This is a genomic window from Vulcanococcus limneticus LL, assembly GCF_002252705.1.
Lineage (GTDB): Bacteria > Cyanobacteriota > Cyanobacteriia > PCC-6307 > Cyanobiaceae > Vulcanococcus > Vulcanococcus limneticus.
In genome coordinates this window covers 1-19,741 of record NZ_NQLA01000049.1, presented here as the reverse complement: position 1 = coordinate 19,741, position 19,741 = coordinate 1, and the positions used below count along the sequence as shown (strand labels likewise).

The 19,741-nt window shown below is 70.3% G+C and carries 17 protein-coding genes and 2 tRNA genes; 4 read left to right on the top strand and 15 right to left on the bottom strand.

All coding sequences use genetic code 11. The features are described from left to right. Nucleotides 1–453 precede the first annotated feature (453 nt). A complete protein-coding gene (gene speD, locus CJZ98_RS14570) occupies nucleotides 454–936 on the bottom strand; it encodes an adenosylmethionine decarboxylase (protein WP_094591855.1) in 483 nt (160 codons plus the stop codon). Between the two features lie 26 nt (nucleotides 937–962). Beyond that, nucleotides 963–2,072: a DNA replication/repair protein RecF gene (recF, locus tag CJZ98_RS14565; RefSeq protein WP_198537842.1), complete on the bottom strand. Its 1,110-nt coding sequence runs from the start codon at nucleotides 2,070–2,072 to the stop codon at nucleotides 963–965. Between the two features lie 80 nt (nucleotides 2,073–2,152). On the opposite strand from recF, the gene CJZ98_RS14560 reads away from it, so the two are divergent. Next, nucleotides 2,153–2,226, top strand: a tRNA-Arg gene (locus tag CJZ98_RS14560). Between the two features lie 121 nt (nucleotides 2,227–2,347). Here the strand turns inward: CJZ98_RS14560 and CJZ98_RS14555 are convergent. The 8 genes from CJZ98_RS14555 to CJZ98_RS14520 all read right to left on the bottom strand — a co-directional run bounded on the left by CJZ98_RS14555 (nucleotide 2,348) and on the right by CJZ98_RS14520 (nucleotide 13,155). Next, a complete protein-coding gene (locus tag CJZ98_RS14555; RefSeq protein ID WP_094591853.1) occupies nucleotides 2,348–2,821 on the bottom strand; it encodes a GNAT family acetyltransferase in 474 nt (157 codons plus the stop codon). A gap of 1 nt (nucleotide 2,822) precedes the next feature. Then, the gene (gene ppc, locus CJZ98_RS14550) at nucleotides 2,823–5,906 is read right to left on the bottom strand and encodes a phosphoenolpyruvate carboxylase (protein ID WP_094591852.1); all 3,084 of its coding nucleotides are present in this window, start codon (nucleotides 5,904–5,906) and stop codon (nucleotides 2,823–2,825) included. Continuing rightward, entirely contained in the window at nucleotides 5,903–7,060 is a 1,158-nt protein-coding gene (gene gshA, locus CJZ98_RS14545; RefSeq protein WP_094591851.1) for a glutamate--cysteine ligase, read from the bottom strand. Before gshA ends, ppc begins: the two co-directional genes overlap by 4 nt. Beyond that, a complete protein-coding gene (locus tag CJZ98_RS14540) occupies nucleotides 7,060–8,634 on the bottom strand; it encodes an anthranilate synthase component I family protein (protein ID WP_094591850.1) in 1,575 nt (524 codons plus the stop codon). Before CJZ98_RS14540 ends, gshA begins: the two co-directional genes overlap by 1 nt. A gap of 140 nt (nucleotides 8,635–8,774) precedes the next feature. Next, nucleotides 8,775–9,206 (bottom strand): photosystem I reaction center subunit II PsaD, encoded by a 432-nt coding sequence (psaD, locus tag CJZ98_RS14535; protein ID WP_094591849.1) that lies wholly within the window; start codon nucleotides 9,204–9,206, stop codon nucleotides 8,775–8,777. 129 nt (nucleotides 9,207–9,335) lie between these two features. Continuing rightward, nucleotides 9,336–10,724 (bottom strand): sensor histidine kinase, encoded by a 1,389-nt coding sequence (locus CJZ98_RS14530; RefSeq protein ID WP_094591848.1) that lies wholly within the window; start codon nucleotides 10,722–10,724, stop codon nucleotides 9,336–9,338. Next, entirely contained in the window at nucleotides 10,721–12,004 is a 1,284-nt protein-coding gene (gene rodA, locus CJZ98_RS14525; protein ID WP_094591847.1) for a rod shape-determining protein RodA, read from the bottom strand. The genes CJZ98_RS14530 and rodA overlap by 4 nt, the downstream gene beginning before the upstream one ends. Continuing rightward, nucleotides 12,001–13,155 carry an Mrp/NBP35 family ATP-binding protein gene (locus tag CJZ98_RS14520; RefSeq protein WP_094591846.1) on the bottom strand — a complete coding sequence of 385 codons (1,155 nt, stop codon included), beginning with the start codon at nucleotides 13,153–13,155 and terminating at the stop codon, nucleotides 12,001–12,003. The genes rodA and CJZ98_RS14520 overlap by 4 nt, the downstream gene beginning before the upstream one ends. Nucleotides 13,156–13,405: 250 nt before the next feature. On the opposite strand from CJZ98_RS14520, the gene hemF reads away from it, so the two are divergent. After that, nucleotides 13,406–14,572 carry an oxygen-dependent coproporphyrinogen oxidase gene (hemF, locus tag CJZ98_RS14515; protein WP_232756498.1) on the top strand — a complete coding sequence of 389 codons (1,167 nt, stop codon included), beginning with the start codon at nucleotides 13,406–13,408 and terminating at the stop codon, nucleotides 14,570–14,572. On the opposite strand, the gene CJZ98_RS14510 is transcribed toward hemF, so the two are convergent. The 3 genes from CJZ98_RS14510 to CJZ98_RS14500 form a co-directional block, all read right to left on the bottom strand. Next, nucleotides 14,509–15,471 (bottom strand): dehydrogenase, encoded by a 963-nt coding sequence (locus CJZ98_RS14510; RefSeq protein WP_198537840.1) that lies wholly within the window; start codon nucleotides 15,469–15,471, stop codon nucleotides 14,509–14,511. The two genes, hemF and CJZ98_RS14510, sit on opposite strands and share 64 nt — an antisense overlap. A 105-nt stretch (nucleotides 15,472–15,576) precedes the next feature. After that, nucleotides 15,577–16,131: a cofactor assembly of complex C subunit B gene (locus CJZ98_RS14505; RefSeq protein ID WP_094591844.1), complete on the bottom strand. Its 555-nt coding sequence runs from the start codon at nucleotides 16,129–16,131 to the stop codon at nucleotides 15,577–15,579. Further along, nucleotides 16,049–16,528 (bottom strand): helix-turn-helix transcriptional regulator, encoded by a 480-nt coding sequence (locus tag CJZ98_RS14500; RefSeq protein ID WP_094591843.1) that lies wholly within the window; start codon nucleotides 16,526–16,528, stop codon nucleotides 16,049–16,051. The genes CJZ98_RS14505 and CJZ98_RS14500 overlap by 83 nt, the downstream gene beginning before the upstream one ends. Nucleotides 16,529–16,668: 140 nt before the next feature. Here CJZ98_RS14500 and CJZ98_RS14495 point away from each other — a divergent pair, with 140 nt between their 5' ends. Continuing rightward, entirely contained in the window at nucleotides 16,669–17,373 is a 705-nt protein-coding gene (locus CJZ98_RS14495; RefSeq protein WP_094591842.1) for a ribonuclease D, read from the top strand. Between the two features lie 39 nt (nucleotides 17,374–17,412). On the opposite strand, the gene CJZ98_RS14490 is transcribed toward CJZ98_RS14495, so the two are convergent. Together CJZ98_RS14490 and CJZ98_RS14485 are read right to left on the bottom strand one after the other, a co-directional pair. Further along, complete coding sequence (locus tag CJZ98_RS14490; protein WP_094591841.1) at nucleotides 17,413–17,670, bottom strand: hypothetical protein; 258 nt, start codon at nucleotides 17,668–17,670, stop codon at nucleotides 17,413–17,415. 49 nt (nucleotides 17,671–17,719) lie between these two features. Further along, entirely contained in the window at nucleotides 17,720–18,982 is a 1,263-nt protein-coding gene (locus CJZ98_RS14485) for a lipid-A-disaccharide synthase-related protein (protein WP_094591840.1), read from the bottom strand. Nucleotides 18,983–19,025: 43 nt separating this feature from the next. Between CJZ98_RS14485 and CJZ98_RS14480 the strand changes: the two genes are divergently transcribed. Beyond that, nucleotides 19,026–19,096: transfer RNA gene (locus CJZ98_RS14480), tRNA-Cys, on the top strand. The last annotated feature ends 645 nt before the right edge of the window (nucleotides 19,097–19,741 follow it).

Here is a 19,741-nt window from a genome sequence, read left to right as displayed (position 1 = left end):
GTTGCGGCAGCTCAAGGCCAGAGGCCGCACCCGGGTCGGAGCGGTGTTCCGGTTGCATGTGGTGGCCTACAACCTGATCCGCCTGGCCAACCTGCTCGCTCCACGGGAGGCGTTGGCATGAACCACACGGAGCCGGGCACTCAGAAGTGGTCAGCCGGCTGGGTATCTGTACGGGCGGCAACGATCACCTCCCGATGCGGCGACCAGCCTTGCGAGGGGGACTGGAGCAAGCCCACGCAGCCCAATCCGTCATAGATGGGCTCGGGTTGGCGGCTATTTCAGCAGCCTCCTAGACCAGCCCGAAGCCGATCGCCCGGCCAGCGAGCCAGCCCAGGGAGCCGGGACCAGCCGGACAGCAAAAACCCCGCCACGGGGCGGGGCAGGGCAACAGGCAGGAGTTCAGGCGAGCGCGCCCCAGGGGGAAAGGCAGCGCTCCACGGCTCCCGTCGGGGCTCAGGCGGCCACCAGGGCGGGCTCCCGCTCGGCGCCGGCGACGCTGCAGGGGGTCTCGCGGCGGAAGCTCTTGAGCTTGTAGTGGCCCGCATTGAGCTCCTCGCTCAACACCGTGCAGGCCCGCTCCGGCATGGTGTGGTCACCACAGGTGAACACATCCACCGCCGCGTAGCCGGACTCCGGCCAGGTGTGGATCGAGATATGGGATTCGGCCAACAGGGCCAGCCCCGTCACCCCCTGCGGTTCGAACCGGTGGGTGATCAGATTCAGGAGAGTGGCGCCAGCACGTTTCGCTGCTGTCGTGATGGCGGTCCTGAGGAAGGCTTCGTCGTCGAGCTTGCTCGGATCGCAGTTGTAGAGCTCGAGGATGCAGTGCTTGCCCACCATGTCGGTGGCACTGGGGGATTGGGGGCTTTGGGAGAAGGGGCTCTCAGCTCCGGTCCATCCCGGGTTGGGGTGGAGGCAGGCCGCGGTCTGGCTCATCGAATCCAGGTAAACAGCTCATGAGCTTAACGGCCCGAGCTGAGTAAACCGCCCTCCACGCCCACAATCTGCGACTGCTGACGCCAGCCGCCGCCGAAGGCCCCCAGGTGCGTGGCGCTCACCAGGCACTGGTGGCCCTCCCCCACCGCCTCCAGCAGCAGCTGCTGGCGAGCGGGGTCGAGCTCGGCCAGCACGTCGTCGAGCAGCAGCAGCGGCGGCTCGCCCCAGAGCTGCTGCACCAGCTCCAGCTCCCCCAGCTTGAGGGCCAGCACCAGGGTGCGCTGCTGACCGGCCGAGCCGTAGCGGCGAGCGGGCTGGCCGCCCAGCTCCAGGGCGATCTCGTCGCGGTGGGGGCCTACGCCGCACTGGCCTAGGCGCAGCTCGTCCTCGCGCTGCTGGCGGAGCTGCTCCTGCAGGGCCTCCCGCCAGGGAGCCTCGGCCTCCACCCCCTCCAGCCGGCTGCCGGGGCAGTAGCGCAGCTCCAGCCGCTCGCGCCCGCCGCTGAGCCGCTGCTGCCAGCCGGCCGCCAGGGGTTCGAGCCGGGCCAGGGCGCGGCGGCGGCGACGGTGCAGCCGGGTGCCGACCAGGGCCATCTGCTGATCGAAGGCCTCCAGCAGATCGGCGAGGTGGGCGCGGCCCAGGCCGCGGCGCAGCAGCTGGGAACGCTGGCGCAGCAGCCGCCCGTAGCGGCTCAGCAGCTCCCCGTAGACTGGCTCCAGCTGCAGCACCACCCGATCCAGCCACTGGCGCCGTAGCGCCGGCTCGCCCCGCACCAGCTCCAGATCCAGGGCACTGAAGCCCACGCAGCGCAGCGGGCCGATCAGATCCAGCTGGCGCTCCAGCACCTTGCCGTTGCGACGGGCCTCCCGCCCGCCCCGGCGGCGCAGCTCCAGCTCGAGCCGTTCGCCATCCGCGCAGTCGGCCTGCAGCAGGGCGCGGGGCTCCCCATGGCGGATCAGGTCCCGATCGGCGCTGCAGCGGTGGGAGCGCAGGCTGCCGAGCAGCTCCACGGCCTCCAGCAGGTTCGACTTGCCCTCGCCGTTGCTGCCGATCACCAGCAACCGTGGCGCCTCGATCAGCAGGTCCTGCTGGACGTAGTTGCGGAACTGGCGCAGCTCCAGGCGTTGCAGCCGAATGGGTCCGGGGCCGTCTGCCCGCTAAGGTAAGTCCGGCGGCAGAGGCATCGCCTCCACCGAACCATGGGCAGCACGCACATGGGCATGTAGCTCAGTTGGATAGAGCGTCAGATTCCGGTTCTGAATGTCGGGGGTTCGAGTCCCTCCATGCTCGTGATGTCCTATCCGAATAGCGGCGGCACCATCACGACCTTCTGAGTCACCACTAGCCGATCGTTCCACAGCCAGCCCCACCCGAACCGGTGGGGCTTTTTCATGGGACGGGACCCAGGGCCTCAGCCCGACAGCTGCAGGCCCATCGCCCGGATGCCGCCTGGATCCACCACGAAGCCGTGCTGCTGCAGGGCCTGGAGCGCCTCGGGCGGGGCTGAGAGCGAGATGCTGCAGCCCGGGAGCTCGCGCCGTAGCCGTGCCAGGGCCGTATGGACCAGGACCAGCAGCAACTGGTCGCGTTCAGCCACGGCCGGGTGGGCCGTCAGGTCCCAGATGTTGGCGTTGAGCGCCAGATCGCTCGTCACACGGGCGAAGCCCACAAGCTGGCCGCCGCCATCGCGCAGACAGACCTGCCAGGCGCTGCGGGCCAGGGCGGCCTCCAGCCGGGCCAGCGGCCGATCCGGTTCGCCGCAGGCCACCAGCAGGGCGTTGAGTTCATCAGCCTGAGCGCTGCCGCGGCCGTCAAACGCATAGCCCTGGGGCAGCGCCGGGGGCTGGTTCTGGCTGCGAAAGGGGATCAAGAGGGAATCCAGCACGTCAGCCCGTGTTGCGCATGCCGGCGGCGATGCCGTTGATCGTGAGCAAGGCACCCCGCAACAGCTCGCTGCGGCTGTAGGTGCGGCCGTCGTCGCTGGGGCTGGCGGCCTCGCTGGTGGGCGGCTGGCGGTTCTGGTCCCGCAGGCGCCGCAGCAGCGCCACCTGCAGGAAGCCCAGGGGAATGATCGTGCGGTTGCGCAGATCCACCGAGAGCTGCAGGGCCGGATCCCCGTCCAGCAGACGGCTGTGGCCGGTGATCGCCAGCACCAGATCGCGGGTGAGCACAAACTCGGCGGCGATCGCCTCGAAGATCTGCTCGAAGGCCTCGCGGTGGCCCGGGCGCCCAAGGGCCTGCACGTAGTGGTGGGCGAGGTCGAGATCGACTTTGGACAGGGTCATCTCCACCTTGGAGATCAGCATGCGGAAGAAGGGCCAGCGCTGGTAGAGCTGCTGGAACAGCTCCAGCTGCTCTGGATCGCCAGCCATCTCCTCCTGCAGTGCCGCGCCCACACCGAACCAGCTGGGCAGCAGGAAGCGGCTCTGGGTCCAGCCGAACACCCAGGGGATCGCCCGCAGGCTGGAGAGGTCCTTGGCGCCGCTCTTGCGCCGGGCCGGCCGGCTGGAGATCTGCAGCTTGCTGATCTCCTCGATCGGCGTCACCTGCTGGAAAAAGGCCACGAGATCGGGATTGTCATGCACCAAAGCGCGGTAGTGCTGGCGTGAACGGCCCGCCAGCCGCGCCATCAGGGCGTTCCAGTTGGGGGTGTCGTCCACATGGCTGGTGACCAGGCTGTTCTGCAGCACCGCGGTGGTGACGGTCTCCAGGTTGTAGAGGGCCAGCTCGGGCAGGGAGTATTTGGAGGCCAGCACCTCGCCCTGCTCGGTGATCTTGATGCGGCCGCTGAGGGTGCCGCTGGGCTGGGCCAGGATCGCCTGGTAGGCCGGACCGCCACCGCGGCCCACCGAGCCGCCTCGGCCGTGGAAGATGCGCAGCACCACCTCGTGCTGGCTGGCCAGGCGCTGCAGGGCGATCTGGGCCTGGTGGATCTCCCAATTGCTGGAGAGGAAGCCGGAATCCTTGTTGCTGTCGGAATAGCCGAGCATCAGCTCCTGCAGGGGCCGGCCACCGGCGTTGCTGCTGCTGCTGGCCAGCAGCTGGCGGTAGAAGGGCTCGCGGAACAGCCGCTCCATCACGGCCGGTGCCCCCTGCAGGTCCTCCACGGTCTCGAACAGGGGCACCACCAGCAGGTCGGAGCGCTGGGCGCTGGGATCCACCAGCCCGGCCTCCTTGGCCAGCAGCAGCACCTCCAGCAGATCCGACACCGTGTGACTCATCGAGATCACATAGGTCCTGCAGATGCGCCGGCCGAACTCCTTCTGCAGCCGCTGCAGCATGCGAAACACGTCGAAGGTCTCGCGCGTGGGGGGCGTCCACTGGGCCGCCGGCGGGATCAGGGGCCTTCGTGTCTGCAGCTCGGTGAGCAGCCAAGCCACCCGCTGCTCCTCGTCCATGGCGCCGTAGGGCACGGGCAGCTGCAGGTAGCGGCTCAGCTCGTCGAGGGCATCGCTGTGGCGGGTGCTCTCCTGGCGGATGTCGAGGCTGGCGAGGCAGAAGGCGAAGGTGTGGACCTGGGCGATCAGGTTCTGCAGGGGCTCACAGCTCAGCCCCGTGCCCTCCAGGCTGGCGAGGATCAGCTCCAGATCGCCGCGGAATTCGTCCACGGAGGTGTAGTGGAGCTCCTGCACCGGGGCCGGCACCAGGCCTGAGCCTGGCTCGGCCACGGGCGCCGGACCCTCCCCGGGGGCCTCCCAGCCAGCGGTGGCCAGCTGCTGGTTGCGCTGGTGGGTGAGCTGGAGGCGCTCGAGGATGTAGCTGATCTTGAGCCGGTAGGGCTCAAGCCGGTAGCGGGCGGCCCGCTCCTCGTAGATCTCCGGGAAGCGCAGCCGGTCCATCTCCAGCGACTCCAGCAGCGCGGCACTTACCTGGCTCCACTGCATCGAGATGCTGAGCTGGTCGCGCAGGCTGCCCACCGCGGCGATGTAGCGCTCGAGCATCAGCTGGCGCTGATAGCAGGCAGTGCGCCAGGTGATCTCCGGCGTCACCGAGGGGTTGCCGTCCCGGTCGGAGCCCACCCACGAGCCGAAGGTGCAGAAGGCATCGCGTGGCGGCACCACATCCGGGTAGCTGGCCACCAGGGCCCCGTGCAGCCGCTGGCGCAGCTGGGGCAGAGCCTCGAACAGCACCTGCTGGAAGTAGTGCAGGGCATAGTCCACCTCGTCGAGCACCGAGGGCTTGAACTGGTGCAGCTCATCGGTGCGCCACCACAGGCGGATCTCCTCCTCCAGCTGCTGGCGCAGGCTGTGGCGCTCATCCAGGTTGGGCAGGCCGTTCTGCTGCAGCTTCTGGATCAGGGCGGCCACGCGGCGCTGCTTGTGGCGCACCGTGTGGCGGACGATCTCGGTGGGGTGGGCCGTGAACACCAGGCGGATGTCCAGCTCCTGGAGCAGCTGCTCCAGCTGGGCCGGCGGCACGCCGAGGCCCCGCAGGCGCGCGAACAGCTCGCGGAAGGTGGCGGGTTCGGTCTGGGTGGCGAGGGGCGGCGCGAAGGGATCGCTGAGGTCGTCGCGGTGCTGGGCCTTGAGGCTGGCCAGGTAGCTGTCCTCCTCGATGTGCTGCTCGAGGATGTTGACCAGCTGGAAGTAGAGGGAGAAGGCGCGGGCGGCGGCGATTGCCTCCGCCAGGTCCATCTCGCGGATCAGCTGCACGATGGCAGCGGTGGCGGCCTCCGATCCGGGATCCACCTCGCCGCCATCGATGCCGGCGCTCAACTGCTTAAGCCGCAGCAGCCGCTCCGCCTGCAGCGGCGGACACTCGCTGCGCAGCACGGTCTGCCAGAGGTCCTCCACCAGCTCGAGCCGCTCCCCCAGCAGCCGGGTCACCTGGGGCGGCGTCGCCGCGGCGAGCAGGGCCGGATTGCCGCTGATGGCATCAGTGCTGGCGCTGGCTGCGTCGCCGCTGGCGTCGGGGGCGGTCAGGGACTGCCGCATGGGGGCGGGCTCGGCGTGCGGGCGAACCATGATCATCCCAAAGCGCGCGGGCGGTCTGTCGCGGCGAGTGCGATCAGGGCCTGCTCATCGCGCTGCATCGCCACGATGCCCGCCGCCAGGATCCTGGCCACGTCCTGGCCGGCCTCTAGCTGGCGCAGCCACTGGATCGCCTGATTGCCCTCGCTGAGCACCCGCTGCAGCGGCGCCAGGGTGGCCGTCAGCCCCAGCTCGACCGCCAGGGGGGCCAGCTGCTCCAGCTCGGCGGCAATCCAGTCGCGGGCGGTGATCCTCTCCCCCGTGCGCCAATGGACCAAGGGGGCATCGAGGCTGGCGCGGGCGGCGGCCCGGTCGTTGGCATCGGCCAGCTGCGCCAGCTCGGCGGGGCTGAAGCAGGAGCGGATCAGCAGGTCGTGGGCGCCTGGATCGGCCAGCAGCTGCTGGATGCGCAGCTCGGCGAAGGCCGTCACCGCCAGCAGCAGCGCCGGATCGGCAATCAGATCACAGATGCGGATCTCCAGGCGGTTGAGGTCGTGGGGGCGGTGGTCGCCGTTGGGGCGCACCGAGGTCCAGAGGTGGCGCACGTTCTGCATGCTGCCGGCGGCCAGCTGCTCCTCCACCCACTGGATGTAGTGCTGGTGGCTGCTGAACAGCGGCACCTGCTCCGGCGTGAGCGGGAACTGCAGCCAGCGCTGGGAGTGGGCGCCGGTGGCCACGCCGTCGAGGAAGGGGGAGCAGGCGCTCAGGGCCAGCAGCAGGGCGCCCTCGCAGCGCATCAGCCGACAGGCGGCGAACAGGGGCTCCATGGCGGTGATCCCCAGGTTGATGTGCACGCTGGCGGTCACCACCCGGGTGCCGTAGCTGGCCTCGATATAGCCGTGGTAGGCGTTGTCGGGGTCGGAGCGCTCGAAGCGGCGGCTGTCCCCCAGGCTCAAGGTGCTGCCGGGCAGCAGGGTGAGGCTTCGCTGGGCCAGCCAGGCCCTCAGGCGCTGGCGGGGCTCCAGCAGCAGCTCCAGCTGGCGGGGGTAGCTGGCCTCGGGCGGCGTGGTGTATTCGAGGTTGCGGCAGTCGGGCTCGGTCACGAAACCCTCCAGGGCCGCGGCGGCCTCGGCGGAGCAGCCCACCACGGTGCCATCGGGGCGGCCCGTGAACAGCTCCACCTCGAAGCCCTTGAGCAGCAGCGGGGCGGCCATCAGGCGGAGGCTCCCGAAGCCCCGGCCCCAACGGCGGCGCCAGGGCCTTGCAGGCAGGCCAGGGCCTTGAGCAGGCCGCGAGCCTTGTTGAGGGTCTCCTGGTATTCGGCGGCGGGCACCGAGTCGGCCACGATGCCAGCCCCCGCCTGAACCTGCACCCGCCAGCCCCCACCTGCGGCCGGCAGCACCACCATCGTGCGGATCGTGATGGCGGTGTTGAGGGCACCGCCCAGGTCCATGGCGCCATAGACCCCGGAATAGGGGCCGCGGGCGTCGGGCTCGAGGGCTTGGATCAGCTGCATCGCCCGGATCTTGGGGGCGCCGCTGACGGTGCCCGCCGGGAAGGAGGCCATCAGCAGGTCCCACACATCGCGGCTGGGATCGAGCAGGCCCTCCACCTCGCTCACGATGTGCATCACGTGGGAGTAGCGCTCGATCACCATCAGCTCGCTCACCCGCACGCTGCCGGGCCGGCAGACGCGGCCCAGGTCGTTGCGGCCCAGGTCCACCAGCATCACGTGCTCGGCCCGCTCCTTGGGATCGGCCAGCAGGTCGGTCTCGAAGGCGCGATCCTCCGCCCCATCGGTGCCGCGAGGGCGGGTGCCGGCGATGGGCCGCAGCGAGGCCTTGACGCCCCCATCCCCCGGCAGGGGGTCGGCCCTGACCATCACCTCGGGGCTGGAGCCGATCAGGTACCAGCCGCCGAAGTTGAAGAAGGCCATGTACGGCGAGGGATTCACCATCCGCAGGCTGCGGTACAGCTCGAAGGGGTCCCGGTCGATGCGGGTCTCGAGCCGCTGGCTCAGCACCAGCTGGAACACGTCGCCGGCGGCGATGTGCTCCTTGGCACGCACCACGGCGGCCTCGAAGTCGGCGCGGCCGCGGTTGCTGGTGGTGGCCAGCTCCAGGCCCGGCGTATCGCGCCAGTCGAGGGGGGTGACACCGGCGGGCAGGGGCTCGTGCATGCGGGCCTCCAGGGCATCGAGCCGGGCCAGGGCCTGGTCGTAGGCCCGCTGCGCATCGCCGCCGGCGGCCCCCTCGGCCGTGAGATCGGCGTAGGCCACGGCAGTGATCTGGCGCTTCACCTGATCGAACACCAGCAGGCTGTCGGCCAGCATCCAGCAACCATCCGGCGGCGCCCCGGGGGCGGGATCGTGGACGGGCACGCTGGGCTCGATCCAGCGGATCAGCTCGTAACCCCAGAAACCGAACAGCTGGCCCACCGGCGGCAGGCCAGGCACGGGCTCGGTGCGATAGGGCGCCAGGGCGCCTCGGAGCAGGTCGAAGGGGTTGCCCTCCAGGGCACGGCGACGGCCATCGCGCCAGAGCTGCTCGCCAGCGTCGCCACGCACCGTGAAGGTCCAGAGCGGATCGCTCACCACGAAGCTCCAGCGTCCGATCCGCTCACCACCCTCCACCGACTCGAGCAGCACGCCGTGGCGGCTGCCGGCACCCACCTTCAGCCAGGTGGTGAGCGGCGTCTCCAAGTCAGCCGGCCAGCGCCGCCACACCGGCAGGAAGTTGCTGCCGGCCGCGGCCTGGTCCAGGAAGGCGGCGCGATCGGGGGAAGGCATCACGGCTGACGGACAGGCAAAAAAAACGGGGCGCCTGGCCCCGCCGTTATAGATGCTGGCCGTCCTGTGGCTGGGGCTCAGCCCAACTCGGGGCCTTGCCCAAGCCGAGAACGGCTTGTGACACGTCGATCCAGCGCGGATCAGGCGTCGAAGGTGTTCTTGCCGCTGAACTTGAGGTTGGCGGGGTTGGGGTTCTGGCCGATGCGGCGGGGATTGTGGCCCACGATGGCGCGACCTTCGTTCACTTTCTCGGGGAAGACGCCATCCTTCGGATGCAGGAACTCAGCATCACCGCCCGGGAAGATGCGGTAAATCTTGTAGTCTTCGATGCGGGGCTTGAACTTGGTGCGCAGCTGGGTGCCCAGCGCCAGGGCCTGCTCCTTGCGGGCCAGATAGAGGATGTTCTCGCCCTCGTTCATGTGGGCGGCGCCACCGGTGGGCAGCTCGAACACCTGCTCCTTGGAGCTGGTCCAGGTGATCGCGTACTTCTCCTCGGTTTCAGCGGCGTTGAGCAGCCCGCCCGTGCTGCCGAGGTACTTCGGGAGTTGACCGCTCAGCGCCGCAGATGCCATGGCTTTTCCGGAAAGGGGGGAGTCGGCAGACCGTTACGGCTGGAAGCTAGCACCGAGATTTAGGGCCTACTGGCGAGCCTGGAGCTCTCTTCACACCCGTCAACAAACCCGTAGCCGGCGGGCTCGCGCTCAGGTCGTCGCCACCGGGAAGAACACGGTGAGGTCGTTGCCGGAGCGCTCGGTGAGACGTCCCCCCAGACTGTGGAAGAGCCGCTGGGTGGCCTGGCGGCTGAGCTGCAGGCTTCCGGTTTCCGGGTTCCAGCTCAGCACCGGCCCCACCACCCGCCGCTCGGCCTCGGGCCCCGAATCCCCCTCCAGCGCCGCAACGGCCATGCCGCTGCCACTCAGCCGCAACTTGAGGCGTGAGCCCGCCGGCTGCAGGCTCAGCACCACCGTGGCGCCACCGGGCAGACCGCGGCTGAAGCGGTCGATCAGGCCGCCCAGCATGGTTTCGAGGCGGCTCGGATCACTGAGCACGGGCGAGAGTTCAGGGGCGATCTCCAGCCGCAGCGGCAGACCCCGACGCTGCAGCTGGTGCTGCCAGAGGGGCTCGAGCCGGCGCAGCAGCTCGGCCAGGTCGGTGCGAGCCAGCTCCTGCCCGCGACTGGGCCGCGGCTGGCGCTGCAGTTCAGCGGCATGGAAGATCAGGCCGAAGCGATCGATCTGCTCGCTGCACTCTCCATCGATCTGCTGCAGCCGCTGGCGCACCAGGGTGGAGAGATCGTCGCGGCGCAGAAGCGATCGGATCAGGGTGCGGATCGTGGCCAGGGGGGTACGCACCTCGTGGGTGAGGGCCTCCAGCAGGGCCAGCTCGCTGCTGGCACCGGCGCGGGGCTCACCCGGCGAAGCCTCGCTGCGGTGGACCAGCGGCTGCAGGGTGACGCTCGGTGCCATGGAGGCCAGCCGCTCGGCCAGCCGCGGCCAGAAGCGCTCGGCCAGTCCCTCGTCGCTCTGCAGCGGGCCGAGGCCGTGCAGGGCCTGGCGCAGGCGCTGGCCCTGCTCCGGCGCCGTCCGCTGCAGCCGGGCATCCACCAGGCTCAAGGCCGCAGAGAGGGTGGTGGGATCGAAGCGGGCCACCAGCTGGCGCCGCCCCGGCGGCCCTGCCAGGGCCATGGCGAGCTGCAGCCGCGGCGTGATCAGCAGCAGCAGCGGATCGGTGCCATCGTCCGCCTCCAGGGGCAGGCGGGAGAAGCCCCCGAGGCCGGCGGCCGCCTCGCCGGGGGGATGGCTGCCGGGCAGCAGCGGGGCCGGCTGGAGCAGGTCCCCCAGCTCGCCCGGAGCCCAGACCCAACCCTGCAGCTGGGCCAGCAGCAGCGGCTCATAGAGGGCCGGCAGTGGTGAGGCCAGCCACACCCCCTGCAGGGGCTGGAGCGGCAACAGGAAGTCGTCCTGCAGGGTGGCCAGAGCCGCCCACCACTGGCGGCGGCTGCCGTCCTCGTCGCCGCGACCAGCGGGCACCTCGCGGGCGAGGCGGCGCCGCAGGGCCTCCAGCGAATCGTCGGGGGCGGGCTCGCTCACCGGCGGGCCTTGATCGCCAGACTGCGTCGCGCCACTGAGGCGCAAAGCCCCAGAGCGATGAAGTTCACGAGCATGGCCGAGCGGCCGTAGCTCATCCAGGGCAGGGGGATGCCGGTGATCGGTCCAAGGCCGATGGTCATGTTGATGTTGACCACAACCTGGAACATCACCATGGCACCAATCCCCACCACCACCAGGGATTCGTAGTCGGTGCGGGCTTTGCCTGCGATCTGAAGCAGGCGCCAGATCCACACCACATAGCCCACCACCACAAGCAGCGACCCGAGAAAACCGGTTTCCTCACCCAGGGCGCTGAAGATGAAGTCCGTGTGCTGCTCGGGAATGAAGCGCAGCAGCGTGAGATGGCCCTGCATCAAGCCAGTGCCGAACAGGCGGCCTGACCCGATCCCCACCATGCTCTGCAGCAGGTGATAGCCGCCCCCGAGGGGATCCTGGGAGGGATCCAGAAACAGGGTGAGGCGGGCCCGCTGGTGGGGCTGCAGGAAGTGGTTCCACAGCCAGGGGGTGGCCACAGCAAAGACGCCCTGCACCGCCAGCACCACCACGAGCGCCATGCGTTTCCAGGGCAGGGAGGTCCAGGCCAGCCAGCCCATGGCCGGGATCCAGGCAATCAGGAGCCAGGGGTACGCTCCCGCCATGATGGCCGTGAACAGCGGCGACATGAACAGCACCACCCAGGCGCCCGGCATCCCCGACCAGAACATCATCACCAGCAGGATTGCGCCGAAGACGAGCGAGCTGCCCAGATCCGGCTGAACAAACACCAGCAGCCAGGGCAGGCTGATCATCGCCACGGGTCGCACCAGATCCACCGGCCGTTCCACCGGGTGGCGGGTGAGCACACGGGCCAGCAGCAGGATCGCCGCCACCTTGGCGAATTCCGATGGCTGCACATGAAAGCCGGCGATGTTGATCCAGCTCTGGGCACCCAGGGCGCTCACCCCGATGATCCGCACCGCGATCAGGCTGGCCACCATGACCCCGTAGATGGGCCACTGCCACTGGCTGTACCGCTCCAGCGGCACCCGGGCCAGAAGCAGGGCAATCCCCATGCCCACAGCCGCCGTGACCCAGTGCTGATGCCAGTCGGCGTAGCCGGCCTGGCGCTGGGTGCTGGCGATCAGGATCCCGGCGAGACCGATCATCGCCAGGGGGATCCACCAGAGCAGCTTGTCGACACCGTCGAACCAGCGGCGACGGGCGACCCGCCCCCCGGAGAACAGGTCCGACCGGCGGCCCCACGCGCCGAGCAGCGTCATGCCACCGGCACGGCGCTGAGCAGCCGCTCAGCCAGGGCGCGGAAGGCCTGGGCCGTGGCGGACTCCGGCGCGCTCAGCACCGCGGGGCTGCCGCCATCACCGCCCTGCACCACCGCCAGCTCCATCGGTAACTGGGCGAGCAGCGGGACGCCTGCCTCCTCGGCCAGGCGCTGGCCCCCGCCGCGGCCGAACAGCTCGTAGCGCTTCTCGGGCGCATCGGGCGGGATGAACGCCGTCATGTTCTCCACGACCCCAAGCACCGGCACGCCCATCTGCAGGAACATCGCCAGGCCGCGCCGTGCATCCTGCAGCGACACCTGCTGGGGGGTGGTGACGATGACCACGCCGGCCATGGGCACGGCCTGGGCCAGGCTGAGCTGGGCGTCGCCGGTGCCGGGGGGCAGGTCCACCACCAACACGTCGCGCTCGCCCCACTCCACCTGGTAGAGGAACTGGCGGATGATGCCGTTGAGCATCGGGCCGCGCCAGATCACCGGCTGGTTCTCCTGGATCAGCAGCCCCATCGACACCATGGCGATGCCACAGCTCTCGATCGGGGTGAGCACCTGGGCAGCGCCCTCGCCGCGCACCTCGGGGGTGCGGTCCGCCACCCCGAGCATGGTGGGGGCATTGGGGCCATAGATGTCGGCGTCGAGCAGGCCGACCCGAAGACCGCCGGCGGCCAGGGCACAGGCCAGGTTCACGGCCACGGTGCTCTTGCCCACGCCGCCTTTGCCACTGCTCACGGCGATCACCTGCTTCACGCCGGGAATGGCCTGGCGCTCGGGCCCGCCGCCACCGTGGCCGGCCGCGCCGATCGGGGCACCGCCATGGCTGTGGCTGTGGCTGTGATCATGGCTGTGGCCCGGCGCCTGGCTCTTGGCAGGGGCCGCCTCGCTGGGCTGGGCCAGTTCGATCTGGACGTCGTCGATGCCGCCCAGGGCCAACAGGGCGCTGCGGGCTTCGGCGGCGATGCGCTCCCGCTGGCTGCCGGCGAAACCGGGCAGGGCCAGGCGGAACACCACGCGGTTGTTCTGCACCCGCACCTGGCGGATCCACTGCAGCTCGAGCAGGCTGCGGCCACTGCCGGCGTCGCGCAGGGGCTCCAGGGCGGCGATGGCCTGGTCAAGAACCTGATCGGCGCTGGCCATCCGGGGGGAAGGAGGGAGCTGGATCCTAGGAGCCATGGGCGGCGGCTTAGGCGCGCCCCAGTGGTGCGACGGGTGCCGTGGTGGGCCCACTGCCACGACGCCTGCCGTCCTGCGCCCGTTCCATGCCGAGAGCAGCGGAGCGATCAGCCGCGCGCCATGCCGCGATCATGATGACGAACACCCTCGTCCCCTTGTGCCAGGGCACCGCCGGCTGAAAAGGTGAGGGGGTTTCCTGGCGTCCGGATCGGACGTGGCGTCGATGTTGAAGGCCCTGCTGGCACGCGCGAAGAACAAGCTGGGCGGCGCGCCGGGCGGCCCAGCCCCCTTCGTCACGACGGGCGCACCCGCAGCGGCACAGCACGCCGGGGCCTCTGCAGCGCCACCCCCCAGCCTGGAGCGCCCCCCCGCCGACTCCCGGGCCCGGGCCAAGGCCCTGCTGATGGGCCTGCAGGATTCGATCTGCGCCGGCCTGGAGCACCTCGATGGCGGAGCACTCTTTCAGGAGGAGAGCTGGGTGCGGCCCGAGGGCGGCGGGGGCCGCTCACGGGTGCTCAAGGGCGGCCGCGTGTTCGAGCAGGGCGGCGTGAACTTCTCCGAGGTGGAGGGCGACCAGCTGCCCCCCTCAATCCTCAACCAGCGCCCCGAGGCGGCCGGCCAGCGCTGGTTCGCCACCGGCACCTCGATGGTGCTACACCCCCGCAACCCTTACATCCCCACCGTTCACCTCAACTACCGCTATTTCGAGGCCGGGCCGGTGTGGTGGTTCGGCGGCGGCGCCGACCTCACCCCCTACTACCCCTTCCTGGAGGATGCCCAGCACTTCCACCGCACCCTCAAGGCCGCCTGCGACTCGGTGAACCCGGCCTACTTCCAGGTGTTCAAGCCCTGGTGCGACGAGTACTTCTTCCTCAAGCACCGGGACGAGACCCGTGGCGTGGGCGGCATCTTCTACGACTACCAGGATCCCCGCGGCGTGCTCTACAAGGGCCAGGACCCCAGCGGCCCCGCAGCGGCCGAGAGCAACCGGATTGGTGCGGTGAACCAGAGCTGGGAGCAGCTGTTCGCCCTGGCCTCCGCCTGCGGCAATGCCTTCCTGCCCAGCTACGTGCCGATCGCTGAGAAGCGCCAGCACACCCCCTACGGCGAGAGGGAGCGCCAGTTCCAGCTGTATCGGCGCGGCCGCTACGTGGAGTTCAACCTGGTGTTTGACCGGGGCACGATCTTCGGGCTGCAGACCAACGGCCGCACGGAGTCGATCCTGATGTCACTGCCGCCGCTGGTGCGCTGGGAGTACGGCTACCAGCCGGAGGCCGGCAGCCGCGAGGCCCTGCTCACCGAGCTGTTCACCCGGCCTCAGAACTGGCTGGAGGACCCCTCGCTGGCGGCCCGCTGCCAACCCCACGGCGCCGTGGGCTGAGGAGCAGCGACGGGCTGGTTCAGGGCGCCGGTGGTCCAGGCGGGGGCCAGACCATCGACGGGCTGGGGCGCCAGGCCCCGCTGCAGGGCCAGCACCACCCGATCGGCGATGACGGCCAGGGCCTGATCACGGCGGCCGGGATCCCGCAGGCTTGCCTCCAGGCTCCCCTCCAGCTTGCCGATCTCCAGCAGGGTGAGGCCGCGGCGCGGCCCCCCCAGGCCGCCGCGGAACCCCATCGGATAGGCGCCGAAGGCCTCAGCCAGGCTCTCGTCCAGCAGGGAGAACGGGGCCCGCAGGGCCGGGATGACGCCGGAACCCACGCCATCGGGCCCGTAGGCATCGAAGTGGATCTCCAGGGCGTAGCCACCGGCCTCAAAGTGGCGCTGACCCACGCTCCAGTTGGTGCGGGGATCGTTGGGGTTGGCGATGCTGCGCAGGGGCGGCTCGTAGAAGCGGATCGCGAGACCGCGCTGCTGGCCGCGGGCCACCACCTCTCGGGCCACCGCCAGGTTCCAGAACAGCTCGTCGGAGATGCCGGGCTGCATCGGCGCGTAGCCGGCCCGGCCCACGGCTGCCCCGGCCGTGCCCGAGCCGGCAATGCCCTGGGAATCGGCGTGGCCCGCCAGCACAAGGATCTCGGTCTGGGGCGGCAGCGGCCGCAGGCCGATCCAGTTCTTGGCCAGGGGACTGCGCACGCCGGTGAGCGGATCTGCCGTGGCGAACACCTGGGCCTGGGCCTGGGCCGAAGGAACCGCCGGAGAAGCCAGCGCACCGGCCAGCAGGGCCAGCAGCAACACCCCCTGGCGTTGAACCCAGCGCTGGGGCTGGCGTGGGGCGAGCGACCCGCAGACCAGGGGATCGCAGACCAGGGGATCACAGACCAGGGGATCACAGACCATGGGTGCGGCAGCTGAGGCCGGGCCCATTCTGCGGGGAATGGCCATCCGCGTTGGTGCCCCAGGACGCTGCACCGGGCACAAAGCCAACGGACACCGGTCCGGGCCTCAGATCGGCGACTGCAGCAGATCGCCGTCGCTGAACAGGCCCAGTCGGGGGCCGAGCTCCAGCTCCAGGGCAATCAGCTCGTCGCGGTGGGCGCGCAGGCGCAGGGCGCTGCCGGTGGCGCCGTCGTGGCTGATCAGGCGCAGCTCCACGCTCTCGGCCCGCTCAGCCCGGCGCCGGTAGATGAGGCCGGCCAGGGGCCCGAGAACCACCAGGCCCAGGGGCAACCAGCCGAGCTGGGGCAGAAGCTGGCGCAGCACCAGCCCCAGACAGCCGGCCCCAACCGCCCCCAGCAGCGAGAGCAGGACCGCCAGCACCGGGCTGGCCGCCACCTTGCCGCGGAAGCGCAGCAGACGCCGATCCGGATCCGTCTCCTGGGCCTGCCAGCCGCGCTGCTGCAGCCAGTCGCTCAGCACCGGCAGCACCTCCAGGGGCGGCCGGGAGGTGCGCACATCCACCACGGTGGTGCGGTCCTTACTGGCAGCCCGCAGGAAGAACACCAGCCCAACGGCCAGCAGCAGCGTGAGCAGCAGGGTGGAGCCCAGGGCTGGGGGCATGGGATCCGGCCGTGATCGGAGTTGCATTCTCCTGCAACCAGTGCCGCCACGGCGGCATCAGGGCCAGGGCCTCCTCGCGCTGGCCGTCGAGCAGGTGAAGCATCCGGCGCGGGCGGCCGCGGCTGGGACAGCGCTGGGAGTAGCTGCTGATGGCACCGGCCTCCACAAGGAAAAAGAGCGCCTGCTGCAGCACGGTTTCCGAGAGGCGCAGGCGGGGATGGAGGCGGGTGAGGTCCTGCAGCAGGGCCGTGGGGTAACTGTCGGCCTCCAGGAGCCGCTCGAGCACCCAGCACACCGCAAGCTCCAGGCCCAAGTGCTGCAGGGGCGGACGCACAAAGAAGTGCTGGATGGATTCAAGGCCGCCGGGCGGACAGAGGTGGCTGGAGCGGAGGGGCACAACCAGGGACCGGTCTTTGTTCTCTGCTAACCCCGTAGCCCCCGAGCTTTCAAGCCTTCGCGCGGCTTTCGACACAGGCGAGCGAACCGCCGCAGCACCGGCATCCGCGAGCATGGCCGCCAGCACCCTCGCCCCCACCCATGACCCCCTCATCCAGTCCGGCAGCCCCCGTCACCACCACCGCCTTCAGGGCCGCGCCCGCCGCCGGATCAAGCGCCGCCCGCTTCGCCGTGTTCGACGCCGACCTGGACGCCGAGTGGCTCGCCCTGCTGGGGGCCGCGCCGGCCCTGGCGGTGGACACCGAGGCCATGGGGCTGGTGCACGGCCGTGATCGCCTCTGCCTGGTGCAGATCGCCGACGGCCACGACAACGTGTGCTGCATCCGCATCGGCCGCGGCCAGAGCGCGGCGCCGCAGCTGCAGCAGTTGCTGGAGGCCCCCGCCATCGAGAAGGTGTTCCACTTCGCCCGCTTCGACGTGGCCGCCCTGGCGGAGGGGCTCGGCATCACCACCGCCCCGATCTTCTGCACCAAAGTGGCCAGCCGCCTGGCCCGCACCTACACCAACCGCCACGGGCTCAAGGATCTGGTGCAGGAGCTCTGCGGAGTGGAACTCGACAAACAGGCCCAGAGCAGCGACTGGGGCCGGGTGGAGGAGCTGAGCGAGGCCCAGCTGGCCTATGCCGCCAACGATGTGCGCTATCTGCTCGCCGCCCGCGATCAGCTGGTGACGATGCTGGCGCGGGAGGAGCGATTGGAGCTGGCCCAGCGCAGCTTCGACTGCATCCCGGTGATCGCCGAACTGGATCGGGGCCGCTTCGGCGCGATCTTTGAGCACCGCTCCTGAGGGGCCGCGGGCAGGCGACCGCGCTGGATTCGACGCCCTTCAGTCGTCGCCGAGGTAGTTGGCCTCCTCGGCCACGGCCTCCAGCAGGGTGTCCAGCAGCTGGCGGGATTCGCTGCCTGCGCCCTGGGTCTCCAGCAGCAGGCGCTGGGCCACCAGGGTGCGGCCGGCCGCATCCCGCACCCCTTCCCGGGCCGCAAGCGTATCGACCTTGCGGCGGGCGGCGGCGATGCTGATGCTCAGCTGGCTGGCCAGGCGGCTGCAGGCGATGACGTAGTCGTGGTCCTGGGGAGCGGCCATGGGGCAGGGGCGGCGGGGAAGGGGTGGTGTGGCCATCATCCCGCCGAGCTCAACGGGCAACCGTGCCGGTGGCCGGTGCCGGGGCCAGCAGTCGCGCATCCACCAGGGCCGCCAGGGCCTCGCCCCCACCGGGCGGGCCCATGCGACGTCGGCCGATCAGGCCCAGGCGGCGGCGCCGCTGCGGCTCCCGCAGCAGCCGCAGCAGGCCATTGGCCAGCTCGCGGCCGCTGCGGCACACCCCCACCGATCCGCCCAGCAGCCGGCTCTGGCGCCGGGCAAAGCCCAACTTGAACTGGGGCCCCGGCCCCGGCAGCGAGAGGGCCGGAATGCCCAGCCCCACCAGCTGCTCGGTGGCGGTGCCGGCCGCGGCCAGGCCCACCTCGCCCCAGCCGGCCCAGGCCCCGAAGCATCCGGGCCCCACCAGCAGCAGCAGGCCGGAGCGCCCCCAGGCGGCGGCGGCCCCAGTGCCCGCAGGCAGCGGCCGGGGCTCCAAGCCGCGACGCCTCAGCAGCGGCGCCAACTCGTCGGGGCTGGGCCGCGAGCCGGTGGCGGCCAGCACCAGCCAGGGCTGGGGCGCCGGCGGCAGACCATCGAGGGCCGTCAGCAGGCGCTCCAGGTTGCCGAGGGCCTCGGGCATGCGGCTACCGGCCAGAAGCACCAGACGCCGATGCCGGGCCAGGTCCGGCGGCAGGGGATCGGGATCCAGGCCATCCATCATCGGGTTGCCCGGCGCCAGGGCGGCCACACCATGGCTCCGCAGCCCGCGGGCGGTGAGGCGGTCGCGCACGGCCACCAGGCGGCAGTGGCGAGCGGCCATCAGCGCCCACTCCCAGGGATCCCACTCGCTGCCCTTGAGCCGGTGGTAAGCATCCGCCAGGGGGCTGGCACCGGGCCCGCTGCGCCAGGTGTAGTCGCTCTTGGGGGTGCCGATGAAGCCATAGGGGGCACCACTGCACCAGGCCAGCAGCAGGGGCAGCAGGTCGCCCACGGCCAGCACGGGATCACCGCCGCGGCCCCAGCGGCGCACCAGGCGCCACTGCTGCCAGCTGAGGCCGAGCACGCCGGCGGCCAGGTCCCGCAGCAGGCCCCGCAGGCTCTGGTTGCTGAAACCGCCGCTGGGCAGGCGCCGGCGCGGCCCGACGCGGCGCAACTCGCCGGCGGCCTCGGCGGCGGCGAAGGCGCCCCCCTCCCCCACCAGCGGCAGCACGTGGATCTCCAGCTCCGGACGACGTCGGTGCAGGGCATGCAGCACGCGCAGGGCGATCAGGTCCTCCCCGTGCCCGTTGCTCAGAACCAGCAGCCGGGGGGCCATCGTGTGGCTGATACGATCCGTGCCTGGGAGTTTGCTCCCGCACGGCGGCATGGCCAAGTGGTAAGGCAGAGGATTGCAAATCCTTTACCCCCAGTTCGAATCTGGGTGCCGCCTTTTTTGTGGCGAGTTCAAAATCCACCATATCTGGTGCTTCCAGGGTTGTTTTGACGCCCTTGAACACCAAATGCGGGGTTTTTCTAAATGCCGTTTTTTGATTCTGAACCTGCTCTGGCGGAAGGTGAGCGGAAGGTGAAGAGGGGTCTGACTGGGGTGCCCTCAGCGGTTCCCAGAATTCACCTTCCCGCTGTTCGTTGCAGGTTGCTTCCGAGGCATCTTCACCTACCGCCTGGGCGCCCCGAGGCACCCTCAACCGCCCTCGGAGCACCTCCAAGACCCTGCTGCTCCCTCTGGTGGCACTTGATGCCCAACGCCTGCCTGGGTCGGCGCCCCCTTGATCGGTAGGCATCTCCTGGGCGCCTCAAACAGCAGCAAACGCTTCAGAGAGACGCTGGAACCGTTCCAGGAAGGCGCCCCTCGCGAGTTGCAACCTGTTGAGAGCAACGCTCAGAGCGGAAAAAAACGAAAGGAACGAGCACCCAACCCATCAGATCCAAAATTTATGCAGAGAACGCATAACCGCCTGGTGAGAAATGGGGGGTCAGGCAGGGCTGATTCAAAGTCTTAACTCGAGCTTGGTTCTGGCTTTCTCATCGCCATCGCCAGTAGCGCCGTGATGTCGTGAGTTACGGCTTGCATGCC

Excerpts from the sequence above, each read along its gene's own strand:
- CJZ98_RS14520 (WP_094591846.1), bottom strand. The coding sequence starts at position 13,155 with ATGGCCAGCGCCGATCAGGTTCTTGACCAGGCCATCGCCGCCCTGGAG.
- gshA (WP_094591851.1), bottom strand. The coding sequence starts at position 7,060 with ATGGCCGCCCCGCTGCTGCTCAAGGGCTTCGAGGTGGAGCTGTTCACG.
- CJZ98_RS14505 (WP_094591844.1), bottom strand. The coding sequence starts at position 16,131 with ATGCCCCCAGCCCTGGGCTCCACCCTGCTGCTCACGCTGCTGCTGGCC.
- rodA (WP_094591847.1), bottom strand. The coding sequence starts at position 12,004 with ATGACGCTGCTCGGCGCGTGGGGCCGCCGGTCGGACCTGTTCTCCGGG.
- CJZ98_RS14495 (WP_094591842.1), top strand. The coding sequence starts at position 16,669 with ATGACCCCCTCATCCAGTCCGGCAGCCCCCGTCACCACCACCGCCTTC.
- psaD (WP_094591849.1), bottom strand. The coding sequence starts at position 9,206 with ATGGCATCTGCGGCGCTGAGCGGTCAACTCCCGAAGTACCTCGGCAGC.
- CJZ98_RS14485 (WP_094591840.1), bottom strand. The coding sequence starts at position 18,982 with ATGGCCCCCCGGCTGCTGGTTCTGAGCAACGGGCACGGGGAGGACCTG.
- speD (WP_094591855.1), bottom strand. The coding sequence starts at position 936 with ATGAGCCAGACCGCGGCCTGCCTCCACCCCAACCCGGGATGGACCGGA.
- CJZ98_RS14510 (WP_198537840.1), bottom strand. The coding sequence starts at position 15,471 with ATGGTCTGTGATCCCCTGGTCTGTGATCCCCTGGTCTGCGATCCCCTG.
- ppc (WP_094591852.1), bottom strand. The coding sequence starts at position 5,906 with ATGATCATGGTTCGCCCGCACGCCGAGCCCGCCCCCATGCGGCAGTCC.
- CJZ98_RS14540 (WP_094591850.1), bottom strand. The coding sequence starts at position 8,634 with ATGCCTTCCCCCGATCGCGCCGCCTTCCTGGACCAGGCCGCGGCCGGC.
- CJZ98_RS14490 (WP_094591841.1), bottom strand. The coding sequence starts at position 17,670 with ATGGCCGCTCCCCAGGACCACGACTACGTCATCGCCTGCAGCCGCCTG.